Raw genomic sequence first — 15,331 nt, 5'->3', positions numbered from 1 at the left:
CAGTGCGGACTGGGTCTCGGGCTGCCTCAGGTCCGTGGTTACGGACCTTCCACAACACTTCGTAGGGCTCGGGTGCGTCAGTATGCCGGTGGAAATTGTACTGGCCGGCTCCTGGCGACCACCCGCTGCTTACGTCGAGAGACGTTGGCAGCTCGCGGATACACCACGCGCCTTTCAGCCCGGCGCATCTCCGTCAACGCACAACTGGTCCGTCTTGAGTTGGCGAAACAGGGGGTGCACGGGACTCGCCCCTAGAAACTCTTGACGTTGTATCGCGTAGAAATTACTATTGACACATCGCAATAGTATGGGGATCATAGTGAACAGCGACATCGCAGACCTCGCTAAATGGGCGGAGTCCCAAGGTTGGACCGTCAACGACGACACCAAGGGCTACACCAGGTTCTACGACGTCCGCGGCAATTACATCGCGCACTACCCCGCCACGCCGAGCAATCCGCGACGACGCATGGCAGACCTACACGTCGCCTTACGCAAAGCAGGCCTGCAGGTACCGCCGCCCAGCAAGAAAGAACAGCGCGCACAGCGCCGAAAGGAGAGGGGCCGATGAACGACTGGGTCGCCACCGTCAGCTACGCGCTTGACCCCGCAGCGGAGACGATGGACCGCTGGTCCGAGCAGTTCGACGCCACGGTGTCCCGTATTCCCGACCGTGGTGTCATCGACGTGACGGTCTACGCGCCCGCCGAGCTGCATCTGACCGACGTCATCGCCAAGTACGTGGACAGCATCAGCGAGGTCGTCGGCACCGAGCCCGCCGGCGTCGAGATCGTCCGAGAGGACGAGTGGCAACGGCGCGCCGCCGCCCCAACCATGCCTGAACTCATGTCAGCCGCCGAGATTTCCGATGAGCTGGGTGTGGCGCGTCAACGAGTGCATCAACTGCGTTCCACTGCCGCGTTTCCGGCTCCTCTGGCCGAGCTGCGCGGCGGCGCAGTATGGGATGCCGCAGCAGTTCGCAAGTTCGCTCGGGAATGGGAGCGGAAGCCAGGTCGTCCGGCCAGGCGAACCAGCCGCCGAACGGGCTTCCTCGAATCCGGCCAGCTCGTCGACCTCACCCATATCGAGGACAGCCACGGCATCGTACTTACCCAGTCGGACCTTAACCGGATGTCATCGGAGGAGCTCTCTCGGATGCTCGGCGAGGCTAAGTAAGCGCCGCCGCCTACACGTCAGGTCAGGGTCGACTAGCGTGCCTGTCTACTTTGAATTTTTTCACCTCCCGAAGTACGTCACGAGACGCCGGTACCGACCGGCCAATCGGGATGGCCACTGGTTAAACGCTGTCTTGCCGTAGCCGATGCAACCGGCCACATTCTCGTGCCGGCCAGTCAGTACTGGCTGGATGGCTGCCGACCACATCATCTCGCTAACCTCGATATGTGCCGGAGCCACCGAACCCCCCGCCACCGCAACAGGGTCTTCGCCGAGATCGAGCCAGTGCCGCAGGTGTAGGCGGATCTCCAAGCCCCATCGTTCTCGATGTGGAGGGCTCCGGTGTCCAACCGCCGGTCACCACCCGGGTGCGTCGGCTGTTCTGGCTGCTGGAGCGCGTGGCACCCGCGATCGGGTCGCGGTGGGCGGTCGAATTGTGGTGTACCCCGCCGGTCCTCGAATCGAACCTGCGTATGCCGCCCGGCGTACCGCCTGGCCAGCCGCTGGAAGCGCACTGGAACGGGCACCGGATCGTCGGCGAGTCCTGGGGTGAGGGGCCGCCGGTCTATCTCGTGCACGGCTGGGGCGGGCGTCGCCCGCACCTGGGCATGTTCATCAAACCGCTCGTCGAATCCGGGCATCGGGTCATCGCGTTCGACCTGCCCAGCCATAACGAATCCGAGCCGGGCGCACTCGCGCCCGGTCGCACCACCGCCATCGAGTGCGCCGAAGCGGTGGCGGCCATGATCCGCACCCACGGACCGGCCCGCGCTGTCGTCGCCCACTCGCTGGGGGCCAACGCGACCGCATTCGCGGCATCGTGGGGCACGACGGTCGGGCGTCTGGTGTTTCTCGCGCCGATGGGCGAGTTCCCGATCTACTTGGATCTCTTCGCCGCGCGCCACAACTTCGGTCGACGCATACGCGCCGGCCTGCATCGACGCCTGGAACGCCGAATCGGCATGCCGCTCGAGGACACCAACATGGTCCGGATCGCCGAGCGCACCGACTATCCGCCGCTGCTGCTCATCCACGACCCCGATGACCCCGACACTCCCTACCTGACGAGCGAGAAGGTTGCTGCGTCATGGCCGGGCGCGCAACTGATGACGACGAAGGGGCTCGGCCGGCTGGCGCATTTCCGAATCTTGCGGCATCGCCCTGCGATCCGCGCGGGCATCGAATTCATCGGCCCCGCACCGGTATGAAATAGCCCTTGGCCGCAAACCGGCGAGCCCAATACTGCAGCGCCGCGACCGGCGCTATCCGGCCGGTGCCACGTCTGCGCCGGAGCCCTTGATCGACGCCTTGGCCCGGTTCTCAGCCCGCACTCGCTTGCTGCCCCGTACGAACCCGGTCGCCGATATCGACGCGGCGAGCAGCGCGTCCTCGCCCTTGACGAACGGGTGGAACCCGACGCCGGCACCGCCGCGGCCCTTGACCGGAATGTCAGCGACTTCGGTGACCTTCCAACTCTTTTCCGCGATCGACAGGATGGCCTCCCCGTTGGCGCACGTCACCGGCAGTGCCGCGATCACCTCGTCGCCGTCGGCCGCCAGTTTCACCCCGGCGACGCCGTTGCCCGCAATGCCCTGCGGATTCACCGCGGCCGGGTCGATGCGCAGGATCTTGCCGCGTCGGGTCACCAGCGCCAGGTGATGTCCGTCGGCCAGCACCCCCGAGCGCAGCAGTCCGGTGATATCCGGTGCCACCGGAATATCGCGGGTCTTGTAGGGCAGACCACCACCGGTGGTGAACTTGACCCGGCCGTCGGTCCACACCGCCCACCCCAGGCCGGAGGTGAGCAGCTCGCCGTGGCTGTCGGAGAACACGCCCTGGTCATCGAGACGCCAGGAGGCGTTGACCTTGCGCTCGCGGGGCCCGTTCTCGTCGGCGCCCGCGGTCACCGGAGTCGCCTCGGCGTCCAGGACGGTGCGACGGTCGAACTCGGGGCCTTTGAACAGTTTCGCGGTCTCCACCAGCTCTTTGTCGATGACCGCCCGTCGCGCATCGGCGTTGGACACCAGTTCGGTGAGCTCCGCGAACTCGGCGTCCAGCTTCTCCGCCTCGGCCCGCAGTTCGATCACGTCCAGCTTGGTCAGCCGGCGAAGCTGCAGTCCGAGAACGTAATTGGCTTGCTCCTCGTCGATCTTGAACCGCTCCTGCAGGCCGGTGCGGGCGTCGTCGACGGTGTCCGAACCCCGGATGACCGCCACCGCGGCGTCGATGTCCAGGTGGATGGTCATCAGACCGGCGACCAGATGCCGACGGGCGGTGACCTTTCCCAGCCGGTACTCGCTGCGGTGCAGCACCACCGAATCGCGCAGTTGCAGGAAGGCGGCGATCAGTTCACGCACCGACCACCAGCGCGGCACCCGGTTCTCGTCCAGGGCAACCAGGCTGGCCGCGAACGTCGACTCCAGCGGGGTCAGGGCCAGCAATTGGTCGCGGATCTGCTCGGCACTGTGGCCGCGTTTGGCGGTGACGACGATCCGCAGCCCGTTGCGCCGGTCGGTCAGATCGGACATGTCTGCCACCCCGGCCAGCTCACCGGACTCCACCAGAGCCCGGATCCGGTCCTGCACAGTCGAACTGGCGACACCGGGTGGCAGTTCGGTGACGATGACGTTCTTGCCGTCGACGGACACCGTACCGCGCACCGTGAACGCGCCTCGACCGGTCGTGATGTACTCACGCAGCCCGACGGTGCCGACCACGGTCGACCCGCATCCCCAGTCCGGGCCGGGAATGAGTTTCACCAACCGGTCGTCGGTCATGTTCGGCCGGGCCAGCAGCGCCCGGCAGGCGGCCATGATCTCGCGGGGATTGTGCGCGGGCACCTTGGTGGCCCATCCCTCGGCGATTCCGACCGCACCGTTGCACAGCAGCACCGGCCACTGGGCCGGCAGCATGGTCGGCTCGGTCCACTCGCCGTCGAACGTCGCCACCATCGGCACCGCGTGATCGTCGAGTTCGGCGGTCAGCGCCGCACCCGGTGCCGACAGGCGCATCTCGGTGTAGCGGTCGGCGGCGGGGATGTCCCCCTGGATGCGCGGGAATGCGCCTTGGCCGTCAATGACTTTCACGCGCTGGAACTCCGCGGCCATCAGTGCCGCGGCCCCGTACATCGACGCGCCGCCGTGCGGGTGCAGGTTCCCGGTGACCGCCGAGCAGACCTTCGAGGACTTCTGCGGTTTATTGCCGGGCAGCAGTTTCGAGTCGTGCATCTGGTAGAGCAGCCGCCGCTGGCCGGGCTTGAGTCCGTCGTAGGCGGACGGGATGGCGCGGTCGCTGACGCTGTAGAGCGCGAAGGTCAACTGGTAGTGGTTCCAGTAGTCATCGGCGCTCTGGTCGAGGACCAGGTCGGGATTCTGTTCGGCAACCTCAAGGGTGGCGGTCACGGTCGTCTCCTAATCCAGGTCCAGCGCAGCGGTGTCGACGCGGGCGGCGACGTCGGCCATCCAGGTGCGCCGGCCCTCGGGCGGCCCGCCGAACAAGATGTGGTGCAGGTTGTGTCCGCCGTCATCGAGGTTCACGCGAATCACGGTGCGCCGCTGCGGATCCAGTACGGTGTTCCAGAAGTCGTCAGCATCCATTTCGCCCAGGCCCTTGTTGCGTTGCACCTCCACCTTGCGTTTGGAGGTGGCGCGCAGCTGGGCCACCGCGGCGTCACGCTCGGATTCGTCCTGGCAATAGATTCGCTGGGTGCCGTCCTTGACGACGAACAGCGGCGGCAGCGTCACGTACACCATGCCGGCTTCCACGAGTGGACGGTAGAAGTCCAGGAACATCGAGATCAGGCTGGAGTTGATGTTGCCGCCGTCGGGGTCGGCGTCGGAGGCGAACAGGATCCGGTCGTAGCGGCACTGCTCGGGGTCGCACTGCTCGCGTACCCCGCAGCCCAGGATGCGTTCGATCGAGTCGAACTCGTCTTTGGCCCGCGCCTTGCTCACGGTGAAGCCATAGACGTTGGGCGGCTTGCCCTTCAACGGGAAGGCCGCCTGAAAGGTTGCGTCGCGCGCCGCCTTGATGGTGCCCAGCGCGGAATCGCCCTCACACAGGAACAGCTCGGCACCCGACCCGCGGCCCGATTCCCGGCTGGGCAGCAACTTGGGCGGCAGGGACAGATTCGTACCCAGCCCCTTGGCTTTCGATGCCGCACGCGATCGCGCCTTGGCGCCCTCGGCGCTGCGCCGGGCGCGGGCTGCCTCCAGCGCCAGTTTCGTCCAGAGCGACACCGCGTCGATGTTGTTCGGGTTGGCCGCCCAGATGGTGATGCTGCGGGTCACGTCCGGAACCATCGCCAGGTTCAGGGACCGTGACGACACCGCGGTCTTGGCCTGGGAGTCCCACCCCACATCAGGTGCGCGGGTGTCCACGGCCAGCGCGGTGACCGCGGCGAAGTCCTGGGGTTCCGGGCCCGCTTCGCCCTTGGCCAAACCCAGATCACGGATCCGGGAGGCGCGATCGGCCAGCGCCTCGGAGAAGCCCCGCACCGCGGCCGTCAGATGGGATCCGCCGCCGGGGGTGCGCACCGTGTTGCAGAAGGCGGCCACGGTGGCCGGCTCGGCCGGGCCGGCGGTCAGCGACCAGCGGAACGGGGTCGGGCCGCGCCCGGTGGTGTACTCGCCGCGGCCCTCGACGACGGCACGCACCTCGGGTGGGGGAGTGCCGGCCGCGGTGCACATCAGGTCCAGCAGGGCATCGGTGCCCCAGGGGCCATTAAACGGCTCGAGCAACGCCGGCGGAACCTCGTCGCCGGGCCAGCCGTCGTCGACAACGATCAGGTGCACCCCGGGCGACATCCGCGCCGCGGCGTGCGCCCGCAACAGCACTTCCCCGATATCCACGCCTGCATCGGGCACCACGGACGGGTCGAACAGGATGCGCACCGTGGTGCCGTGCGCGTCGGGCTTGCGGTTGCTTAAGCCCCGCAGCTTCTGCGTGTCGGCGCGGGTGAACGGGGCGTCCGGGTCGAAGTCCTTCCCGTCGAACGCCCCGGGGTAGCCGCGGCCGAAGCTCTGCAGGTAGGTCTTACCGGCCCGGCGTACCGTCACGTCGGTTCGGGCGGAGATGAAGACCGCCGCGGCGGCACCAATGCCGTTGAGTCCCGCGCCGGTGCTCGTCGCGTCGGCGTGCTCGGAGAACTTGCCGCCGGCCCGCGCGGTGCCCAACGTCTTGACGATGCCGTTCTTGCCGGTGGCCGGGTCGGAGTCGACGGGCAGGCCGCGGCCGTCGTCGGCGACGCTGACCGAGCCGTCGGCATTCAGGGTGATCGTGACGGTGGACCCGCCGTGGTCGGGGACGGCCACCTCTTCGATCGCGTTGTCGACCAGCTCACGCAACGCCGTGTTGAGCACGTCCAGGCCCAGGTTCACCGCCGGCCGCAGGCGGGTGTGTTGGACGTCGTCGAGTTCGGTGATATCTGCGGCGTTGTAGCTCACTGCTGTCCTTTCCTGCCGCAGGAATGGTAGGCGGCGCACCCGACACTTTCGTGCATCCGGGGCGGTGTCGGCGGTCACCTTCTCCGGGCGACGCCATGCCTGGTCACGACCATTTTGCCAATCGAATGGTAATCTGATGCCATGAACGTGACGGTGGACCGACTGGGGCGCCTGGTCATTCCGAAAGCGCTGCGCGTGGCGCTGGGAATCACCCCCGACACACAGCTCGAGCTGATTCCCGACGGATCTGGTCTGCGGATTGAGCCCGTCCAGCGCCATGCCCGCGCGATCGAGACGCGAGACGGCCTTCCGGTACTCGGCCGGGTGGAGGGCGCGGTGCTAACCGATGACGACGTACGCCGGCTGCGCGATGACATCCAGCGATGACCGCTGGGCCTGCGACACCAGCGTTGCCATCGCCGCTCTTGATTCGACCCACGAAGCCCATGCGGCCTGTCGCCGAGTTCTTGTTCAGCGTCGCCCGGCGCTCGCCGGCCACGCGGCGTTCGAGACGTATTCGGTGCTCACCCGCCTGCCTCTCCCACTTCGCCTCACCGCAGATCAAGCGGCCTCGGTCCTGGTGAAGGCCTTTCCGGCCGAGTGTTGGCTCGACGCCCCGGCGACCGCCGATCTCTTCGGCCGGCTCGCCGGGCTCGGCGTCGTCGGCGGATCGGTGTATGACGCTCTTGTTGGTCAGGCTGCCTCGGCGAATCGGCGGGTGCTGCTGACCCGCGACCGTCGGGCAGAGCGCACCTACCGCGTCCTCGATGTGCCATACCAGTTCGTCGACTAAGGGTTGACCCGTAATTGGTCATGCGGCGCCAACCAGTTTGGGGTCTGGTTGTTTTCGGCTGGTCCCGCGACGTCCACGTTGTGGGCGTGGTCTGTTCGGGGGTGGGCCGGGTGCCGCTTGTTCAGCAGAGGCCACCACCGGGTGGTGGCTGCCGGTCCTGGCCGGTCCTTCACCGGGTGGTGTTGGTGGCTGGTACCGGTTGACTGAACCCTCCCACTCTTGCGGGGAGGCCAACCCATCGCGGATTGCGTGGGCAAGTCGGTAGTCGACGACCGCGGTGCGCGGATCGTCGGGATCAGTGAAGTCGACGCAGGCCGCCAGGACGGCCGACACGATGTCGCGGTCGGCGCGCAGCCCGCAGTGTGGGCACTCGTGGCTGCGCTGCGCCAGGGTTTTCGCCACGCGTGCACCACACAGGCAGTGCTGGGACATCGCGGTGGCGTGGGTGCTGGCCCGATAAAGCCGCCCGCCGGCGGCGTGGCATTCACACTGCAGGGCGGTGGCCAGCATGCCGGGGCTGAACAACGCGATCCGTTTGCCCCACAGCCGCGCCCAGGTGGAGATGCGGCAGTCTTCGATGGTGATCGAATTGCCGTGGGTGTTTACGATCGCCGCGGCGACCTCGTTGGCGCGGGCTTGTTTGGCCTGGCTGGCGCGGTGTGTCGCTCCGCGGTGATCACAGCGTGTTCGCCGGTAGGCCTCGGACAGTTCGTCTTTGCGGTATGCGCGCAGTGGCACCCCATCGGCGCGGACGTGCCGCGCCCCACCCGGATTGGCGACCTGGCGTTCTGACAGTCCTGCCGCGGCGCGGCGCTGCGCCCGTTTCCGCTGACGCACCGACGGTGCGTACTGGTCGGCGTTGGTGTTGCGCCGCGACCGATCCAGGGCGCGTTGGCGGTCACGGGTTTTCTTGGCGGCACGGCTGGCGGCACGCTGGTGGGCCGGGGTGCACAAGATCTGCTCGACCGCCAACTGCTGCGGATGCTCCGCGGAGAACGAGGCGACCGACAGGTTGGACACGTTGGCATCCACACCGGCACGACGACCAGCCGGGATCTGTTCGCGGCGGGTGATCGTCGACGGCGACTGATAGCCGGCCTGGTGCACCAGCAGGTGGGCGTAGTAGCGCCAGCCGCCGGGCGCTTTGCGGTCACGCACCCGCACCAGGTCGATCTTGTGCCAGGTGCTCGGGTCGGCCAGGAAATGCGCGAGGTGCGGCCACTTCCCGGCACCGGCCGGTAACCGTACCGGCAGGACCAAGTCCCCGCAGAGCAGGCCGGTGAACACCACCGCCAGGGCCCCGTCGTAATCCCACCACGACCTACTCACCGGCCGCGCAGGCGCCGGTAGGCGGCCCGGCTGGGCCAGGATCGATATCCCTGTCGGCTGGCCAGCGGCGTCGTGGGCGGTCCGCACCGACGCGGGCAGCCGCGGGTGCCGGTAGGCGCCCAGGTGCCCATCCAGGCTGCCGGCCAGGCGGTAGGTCTCCCACGTCGGCTGGGCTTTGGTGTGCGAGCGCGCCCGTCCGGGAATCCGGGTGAAATCCCACCACGACCCCACCCGCGGCGGGCCATGCCGACGCCCCGACGCATCGGTGAACAAATGCCGGTCGATCGTTTCCCAAACCTCATCGGCCACATGCAGGCCCACCGCCTTAGTGAGGTGCTCGCGCATCCACCCACTGGCCTCGATGTGACATTTGGCTGCGGCCTCAATGCCCTTGCGGGACAACCCCAACCGCTCCCGTAATGCCCTCGGGTCTTCCGCGCGTTCATGATGGGCGACCCAATACGCCCGGCACCGGGCCGCGGCGTCACGCTGCAACGCCCGCCGCAGCCGAAACACCGCCTCCCACTGGGCTTGCAGCCGCCGCCGGGCCCGCTCATCGGCGGCGTCGAGTTCCAGCCGGATCACCGACACCGGCCCGCCGTAGCTGAAGTTAGGCGCCTTGGACTTCCCCCGCCGCCGCGCCGCACCCACGACGCCATCACCGCCGGTCGCGGCCATGGTGTCGGTGGGCGTGGCTGCCATGGAACCCATGCCACCACAAGCCACCGACAACGAGCGACTACCGGCCGATACCGCACCTGCCTACCGCTCACCGGCTTAACCGACCACCAGTTCCACACCGTGCTCACGCCCATCGGCCATCAACTCGCCCCTGTGTCCCGTGGCCGCCCGTGGAGCATGCCGCTGCCCGTGCCGGTGCTGCTGGTGCTGATTCATCTGCGCACCAACCTGACCACCCGTGCGCTGGCCGCCTTGTTCACCACCAGCCAATCCACCGTCGACCGGATCATTCACCACCTGGTGCCGGCGCTGGCCGCCGTTGTGCACCCCACCCCCGACCACCACTCTGCTCACCCGTGGATCATCGACGAAACCCCGATCCCGGTGTGCACGACCAATCGATCACTGCGATCAGCAAAAACCACCGCCGCAGCACCAACACCCAGATACTCATCAACGCCGACACCCGCCACCTCGTAGCCGTTGGCCAGTGCTGGCCCGGAAACCGAAATCATGTCGTCGTGGCGCGCCCGACCGTCGCTGGGCTCATCGACGGTCCCCGGACCATCCTCGGAGACGGCGGCTACCGCGGAATCACCACCATCACCGGCCCCCCACGCGGACCCGGCGACCGGATCATCCACCACGACCACTACCGCCGACACCGGCGCATCCGCGCCCGCGTCGAACACGTCATCGCCAGCATCAAGGACTGGCAAATCCTGCGACAACGCCGCCGCCCAGAAGACGCCATCAATCACAGCCTTCACATCATCGCCGCACTCTGGAACCTCAAATGCTGCGGACAATTACGGGTCACCTCCTAGCCGGCGGTGGGTAACTCGCCTACATCTCACGGCTCCTCGCTCTCAGCGGTGCTCGCCTCCGAGGCGGGAGACAAGTACATGCCCCGTCTTGATCTTCGGGGACCACTGAAGAAATGACACGAGCTTGAGACAAAGCGGGTGACATGAAATGAGGCAACCGGCTTCGCCGCAGGTCAGAGTGCCGTCACATGGCGCGCAGCGTGAGACCCATGATCGCTGCGGACCGGATCATCTCGCTAACCTCGATATGTGCCGGACCCAACGAACCGACCACCCGCTCGACGACGTCGTCGCCGTGACCGAGCCAGTTCGGGCGGCGGCGGTTCTCCGAGCCCAATCGTTCTCGACGTGGAGGGCTCCGGTGTCCAACCGCCGGTCACCACCCGGGTGCGTCGGCTGTTCTGGCTGCTGGAGCGCGTGGCACCCGCGATCGGGTCGCGGTGGGCGGTTGAACTGTGGTGTACCCCACCGGTCATCGAGTCCAGCCTGCGTATGCCGCCCGGCGTACCGCCTGGCCAGCCGCTGGAAGCGCACTGGAACGGGCACCGGATCGTGGGCGAGGCCTGGGGCGAGGGACCGCCGGTCTACCTCGTGCACGGCTGGGGCGGGCGTCGCCCACACCTGGGAATGTTCATCAAACCTCTCGTCGAATCCGGGCATCGGGTGATCGCGTTCGACCTGCCCAGCCATAACGAGTCCGAGCCGGGCGTACTCGCGCCCGGTCGCACCACCGCCATCGAGTGCGCCGAAGCGGTGGCGGCCATGATCCGGACACACGGGCCGGCGCACGCGGTTGTCGCCCACTCGCTGGGGGCCAACGCGACCGCATTCGCGGCATCGTGGGGCACGACGGTCGGGCGGTTGGTGTTCCTCGCGCCGATGGGCGAGTTCCCGATCTACCTGGATCTCTTCGCCGCGCGCCACAACTTCGGTCGGCGGATACGCACCGGCCTGCATCGACGCCTGGAACGCCGAATCGGTATGTCGCTCGAGGACACCAACATGGTCCGGGTCGCCGAACGCACCGACTATCCGCCGCTGCTGCTCATCCACGACCCCGATGACCCCGACACTCCCTACGTGACGAGCGAGAAGGTTGTCGCATCATGGCCAGGCGCACGCTTGATGACGACCGCGGGACTCGGCCGGCTGGCGCATTTCCGAATCTTGCGGCATCGCCCTGCGATCCGCGCGGGCGTCGAATTCATCGGTCCCGCACCGGTGTGAAAAGCCGTTGCCGGTATAGCCACCGGCTAAATGCTGTAGTGCCGCAAGCGTTGCAGCCGCCGCATCCCGGCGGCGGCCACCTTCTCGCCGGCCGGGCGCAGCGCCACTTCAAGCCGCTCTCGAACGTCGTCGGTGTCGAGGTGCGTACCAATCGCGACGAGGTGGCTGGCCCCCGCGCCCGCCGGCGCGACCGTCACGTGGACGGACGTGCCGACGACGTTGACCAGGTAGCGGCGTTTGCCGATCGCGACGGTGCCCTTCATCCGGTAGACGCCATGGGGCGGCTGTTCGAGCAGGTCGATGAGCGGTCCCGGGTCGACAGCGCCGTCGCCCACGACAGTGACCGACGAAGCATGCACGTGATGGTGGTCATCGGCGGCCTCCTCGATGAGTAGCTCCCGAAACGACATCTGCCCGGCCGCGACACCGTCGTTGACGTCGTAGAGCAGCCGGGGATCCACGCGTCCCGCCACTGCACCGACCACGTGAGCATCGGGATTCAGTTCGCGCACACGATCTTCGACCCGACGCAGGGCATCGTCGCGAGCATCCTCGGCGATACGATCCAGCTTGTTGACCACGACCAGGGACGCCGCGCCGTAGCGCGACGGCGGCGCGGATTCCGTGTCGACGGTGTCGAAGTGCTCCACCGCGTCGATGACGTCGACAACACCGCCGTGGCGTATCCGATCCACCCCGCTGAACCGGATAACCCGCGATATCGCCACCGGTTCGGCCACCCCGCTTGCCTCGACGATGATCGCATCGAGCGCCAGTTTCGGGTCGGTCAGCTTCTCCAGCGCGTCGTCGAGGCCGCCCTCATCGGGCAGGCAGCAGATGCATCCACCGGCGATCGACACCGGTTCGTCGACCTGGCCCGTGACCAGGCCGGCGTCGACGTTCAGTTCACCGAAGTCGTTGATAACCACCCCGACTCGCGCTCCCGGCGCGCGGAGCACATGGTTGAGCAACGTGGTCTTGCCCGCCCCGAGGTAACCAGTCAGCGCGATGACGGGGATAGCGGGAGCGTTGCGGTCGACCATCCGGCCATTATTGCCGCCGCACCGAAACAGCTGCCAAGCAAACGGCGCTAGACCTCGGAGGGGAACCAGAAGTCGAGTGTCTGCTCGACCCCGCCCCAGTCGAGGCCCATCCAGTCGCCGAAGAAGTCTTCGATCTTGCCGAAGGCGCTGTAGACGAACGCCACCGCCGAGTAGAACAGGCCCTCCCACCAGCCGCTGTCGATCAGCCCGTGGCCCCACGCGTTGAGCCAGGCGCCGAACTGATCGAAGTCACCGGAGATATCGATGTCGGTGATCATCCCGTCGGTGGTTGCCATGTGGTTGGCCACCTCGTCGGGGGTGAGCCCCAGATACATCATGTGCTCGTAGAACAAGCCGAGTTCGGAGGTGGAGGTGGGGTCGGTGACCGGGTCGCCGGGGATCGTGTAGTCGGTGACCGCGAACGCGTTGTTCGGGGTCTGGACGCCGGTCAGCAGAGCGGTGTCGAAGAAGTCGGGGGACGAGGCCCCGCCCCCATCCAGCGAGGCGGTATCCGCGCCGACCGGGTTACCGATGAAGACAAAGTGCAGCGCCCCCGGGTCGACGCCGTCGTGGCTCAGCTGGGCCATCGCGATGGAACCGGCCGTGGCGCCCTGCGACCAGCCAAAAATCCACAGCGGATGGTCGGCATCGTAGGCGCCCGGATTGGCGTCCAGCTCCGCGTGCACCGCCCGAACGATCTCGGCCGCCCCCACAAAGCTGCTGTGGCCCTGCTGGATGAGGGCCGGGGTGGTCAGCACTTGCAGCGGCGCGTCACACCCGATGGAACCGATATCGCATGAGGCCGGGTCGTCGCCGGCGTCGAAGCCCAGCGGCTGCAGAAACAGATCGGCCGCGGTCTGGGCGAAGGTCGCCGACGGTGTCGACAAGATGGTCGGGCCGACGAAGATGGCGGTGTCGGCAAGCAGGGTGATGTCGGCAGCTACGGCGTGGACCGTTGGGGCAGCGAGCACCCCGCCCGCCACGGTGCTGGCGATCGCAATCGGCGCGAAGGCCCTGGTCAGCCTCACGGGGTACCCCTCCCACTGCTCTGACGGCGGTCCGAACCACTCCCGCGCTACGGAGCCTCGTAGCTAAAGATCAGACGAGTAAACCCAAAGCATTAGCTGAGAACGAATCATGGCAGGGGCGCCGGGCGGAGTCAATGAACACTCGGAAGCGCCACTTGCACCCGCGATCAGTTGCCGTAGAGATCTAGGGCGGTGCCGGTCACCGTGGCCACGTCGCCGCTGAGCCCGGCGATGGGCGGGCCGCCACGCTGATGGATCACGTTCGCGAGGACGATCACGTAGGTGTCCGACCCGGGGTCGATCCACAGCGTCACCCCGGTGAAGCCGGTATGGCCGAAGCTGCCGACGGGAAAGATCCGGCCGCGTGGCCCGGAGTGCGGCGTATCAATATCCCAGCCCAGGCCGCGCAGGTTCTGCCCCCTGATCGCCGGATAGTTCGGTGCGAGCAGGGGATCGGTCGGGTTGGGTGTGGTTGCGCACGCCTCCCGGGTGGCGGTGTTCGCCGCCACGAGCTGCGCGGGGTCATGCCCGGGCTGCTGGGGTGTCGTCATCATTTCCACGGTCGATTGCCGCAGCGGAAAGGAGCTCGGACGCCCGGCGAGACGATCGAGTAAGGCTTGCGTGTACCGGCCGACGTCGTGAGCTGTGGAGAACACCCCGGCGCTGCCGGCCACCCCGCCCATGCGGCGCGCGGTCGGATCGTGCACGGTGCCGCGAAGCAGGTGATCGTAGTCGGGGTTGATGCCCGGGGTGTCCTCGTCGTGCGCGGTCGGTGCGATGCGGGCCAATAGGTCGGTGCTCCAGGTACCTGGCGGGCATGGACCGACCGAGGACGCCCGGGTGTCGAACGCAATTGCGGTGCCGATGATCTGGTGCGGACCACACGCCTTGATCGCGGGAAGAAAGCGGGTGTCGGCCATGCCCAGCGGCGCGAAAACGTGGTCCTGCACGTAGGTATCCAATGATTGCCCGGTGATCTTCTCGACCAGCGCGCCCAGGATGATGAAGCCGATGTCGGAGTAATGGAACGTCTGGCCGGGACCGAATTCCAAGGGCGCGGCAAGGGCCCGATGAATTCCGTCCGCTTTGTCCGCTCTTGCCAGGCCCCACGGACCCTGGTGACTCAGGTCGCCGCCGATGCCCGAGGTGTGTGTGAGCAGCATCCGGAGCGTCACCTGCGCCCGCTGCGGGTCGTGCGACGCGTTGAATTCGGGCAGGTACGTCTGTACGGCATCGTCGATCCGGATTCGGCGTTGCTCGTAGAGCTGCAGCACCGCCGTCGTGGTCGCGAGGCTCTTGGTCAACGACGCCAGGTCGAAGATCGTGTCCTCGGTCATCGGTTCAGCGGGTGACGGCGTTCCGTCGAGGTTCGGTTCGCCGGCCAGCTTTCGTGCGCCAAAGGCCTGGCGGAAAACGATGTTGCCGGCATGCCCGATCTGAACGACCGCGCCCGGCAGCCGGGGTGCGGCAACGGCATCGTTCATGAGCTGGGAGACCGGCCCGAACAGCTCGTCACGCGGCAGGTATGGCGCGTCGTCATGACGGGTGTGCGGTGCGCTGGTTGCCGGAGGGCTGGTGGGAGGCCTCGGCTCGGCCGAGCGTCCGCACGACAGGGTGACTGCGAGCGCCAGCCAGACGAGCCCGACGGCGCAGAGCCGAGCGACGCACGATCTCACCTTCACCACGAAGTCGACGGTAACTGGGCGCACCGCCAGTTGCCGATACCATCCGCGTGCCTGGAGCAGCCAACGCAGGAGTGGCATTCGCTTCCATTCGTCCTGCC

The 15,331-nt window shown here is 67.4% G+C and carries 14 protein-coding genes; 8 read left to right on the top strand and 6 right to left on the bottom strand.

Going from position 1 to position 15,331, the window contains the following annotated elements; genetic code table 11:
- The first annotated feature begins 319 nt into the window (after positions 1-319).
- The 3 genes from AC5Y36_RS14840 to AC5Y36_RS14830 all read left to right on the top strand — a co-directional run bounded on the left by AC5Y36_RS14840 (position 320) and on the right by AC5Y36_RS14830 (position 2,384).
- A complete protein-coding gene (locus AC5Y36_RS14840; RefSeq protein WP_500041685.1) occupies positions 320-571 on the top strand; it encodes a hypothetical protein in 252 nt (83 codons plus the stop codon).
- Positions 568-1,176 carry a hypothetical protein gene (locus AC5Y36_RS14835; RefSeq protein WP_500041684.1) on the top strand — a complete coding sequence of 203 codons (609 nt, stop codon included), beginning with the start codon at positions 568-570 and terminating at the stop codon, positions 1,174-1,176. The genes AC5Y36_RS14840 and AC5Y36_RS14835 overlap by 4 nt, the downstream gene beginning before the upstream one ends.
- Before the next feature lie 317 nt (positions 1,177-1,493).
- The gene (locus tag AC5Y36_RS14830; RefSeq protein WP_500041762.1) at positions 1,494-2,384 is read left to right on the top strand and encodes an alpha/beta fold hydrolase; all 891 of its coding nucleotides are present in this window, start codon (positions 1,494-1,496) and stop codon (positions 2,382-2,384) included.
- Between the two features lie 54 nt (positions 2,385-2,438).
- Here AC5Y36_RS14830 and AC5Y36_RS14825 read toward each other — a convergent pair whose 3' ends face one another.
- Both AC5Y36_RS14825 and AC5Y36_RS14820 read right to left on the bottom strand, forming a co-directional pair.
- A complete protein-coding gene (locus tag AC5Y36_RS14825; RefSeq protein WP_500041683.1) occupies positions 2,439-4,577 on the bottom strand; it encodes a DNA gyrase subunit A in 2,139 nt (712 codons plus the stop codon).
- A gap of 9 nt (positions 4,578-4,586) precedes the next feature.
- Complete coding sequence (locus AC5Y36_RS14820; RefSeq protein WP_500041682.1) at positions 4,587-6,620, bottom strand: toprim domain-containing protein; 2,034 nt, start codon at positions 6,618-6,620, stop codon at positions 4,587-4,589.
- Between the two features lie 141 nt (positions 6,621-6,761).
- On the opposite strand from AC5Y36_RS14820, the gene AC5Y36_RS14815 reads away from it, so the two are divergent.
- Both AC5Y36_RS14815 and AC5Y36_RS14810 read left to right on the top strand, forming a co-directional pair.
- Entirely contained in the window at positions 6,762-7,007 is a 246-nt protein-coding gene (locus AC5Y36_RS14815) for an AbrB/MazE/SpoVT family DNA-binding domain-containing protein (protein WP_500041681.1), read from the top strand.
- Positions 6,967-7,413 (top strand): type II toxin-antitoxin system VapC family toxin, encoded by a 447-nt coding sequence (locus AC5Y36_RS14810; RefSeq protein ID WP_500041680.1) that lies wholly within the window; start codon positions 6,967-6,969, stop codon positions 7,411-7,413. The genes AC5Y36_RS14815 and AC5Y36_RS14810 overlap by 41 nt, the downstream gene beginning before the upstream one ends.
- An 18-nt stretch (positions 7,414-7,431) precedes the next feature.
- Here AC5Y36_RS14810 and AC5Y36_RS14805 read toward each other — a convergent pair whose 3' ends face one another.
- On the bottom strand, positions 7,432-9,444 hold the full coding sequence (locus AC5Y36_RS14805) for a zinc ribbon domain-containing protein (RefSeq protein ID WP_500041679.1): 2,013 nt from the start codon (positions 9,442-9,444) through the stop codon (positions 7,432-7,434).
- 132 nt (positions 9,445-9,576) lie between these two features.
- On the opposite strand from AC5Y36_RS14805, the gene AC5Y36_RS14800 reads away from it, so the two are divergent.
- The 3 genes from AC5Y36_RS14800 to AC5Y36_RS14790 all read left to right on the top strand — a co-directional run bounded on the left by AC5Y36_RS14800 (position 9,577) and on the right by AC5Y36_RS14790 (position 11,477).
- A complete protein-coding gene (locus AC5Y36_RS14800) occupies positions 9,577-9,903 on the top strand; it encodes a helix-turn-helix domain-containing protein (protein WP_500041678.1) in 327 nt (108 codons plus the stop codon).
- On the top strand, positions 9,810-10,250 hold the full coding sequence (locus AC5Y36_RS14795) for a transposase (RefSeq protein ID WP_500041677.1): 441 nt from the start codon (positions 9,810-9,812) through the stop codon (positions 10,248-10,250). The genes AC5Y36_RS14800 and AC5Y36_RS14795 overlap by 94 nt, the downstream gene beginning before the upstream one ends.
- Positions 10,251-10,586: 336 nt before the next feature.
- Complete coding sequence (locus tag AC5Y36_RS14790) at positions 10,587-11,477, top strand: alpha/beta fold hydrolase (protein ID WP_500041761.1); 891 nt, start codon at positions 10,587-10,589, stop codon at positions 11,475-11,477.
- Between the two features lie 26 nt (positions 11,478-11,503).
- On the opposite strand, the gene AC5Y36_RS14785 is transcribed toward AC5Y36_RS14790, so the two are convergent.
- From AC5Y36_RS14785 to AC5Y36_RS14775, 3 genes are all read right to left on the bottom strand, one after another.
- On the bottom strand, positions 11,504-12,520 hold the full coding sequence (locus AC5Y36_RS14785) for a CobW family GTP-binding protein (protein WP_500041676.1): 1,017 nt from the start codon (positions 12,518-12,520) through the stop codon (positions 11,504-11,506).
- A 47-nt stretch (positions 12,521-12,567) separates the two neighbouring features.
- Entirely contained in the window at positions 12,568-13,548 is a 981-nt protein-coding gene (locus tag AC5Y36_RS14780; RefSeq protein WP_500041675.1) for a PE-PPE domain-containing protein, read from the bottom strand.
- Positions 13,549-13,715: 167 nt separating this feature from the next.
- Positions 13,716-15,233 (bottom strand): serine hydrolase domain-containing protein, encoded by a 1,518-nt coding sequence (locus AC5Y36_RS14775; protein ID WP_500041674.1) that lies wholly within the window; start codon positions 15,231-15,233, stop codon positions 13,716-13,718.
- Positions 15,234-15,331: the final 98 nt, after the last annotated feature.

The organism is Mycobacterium sp. NGS50 (genome assembly GCF_059812545.1).
The sequence above is the reverse complement of the archived record's forward strand: the minus strand, read 5'-3'. Positions and strand labels throughout refer to the sequence as shown.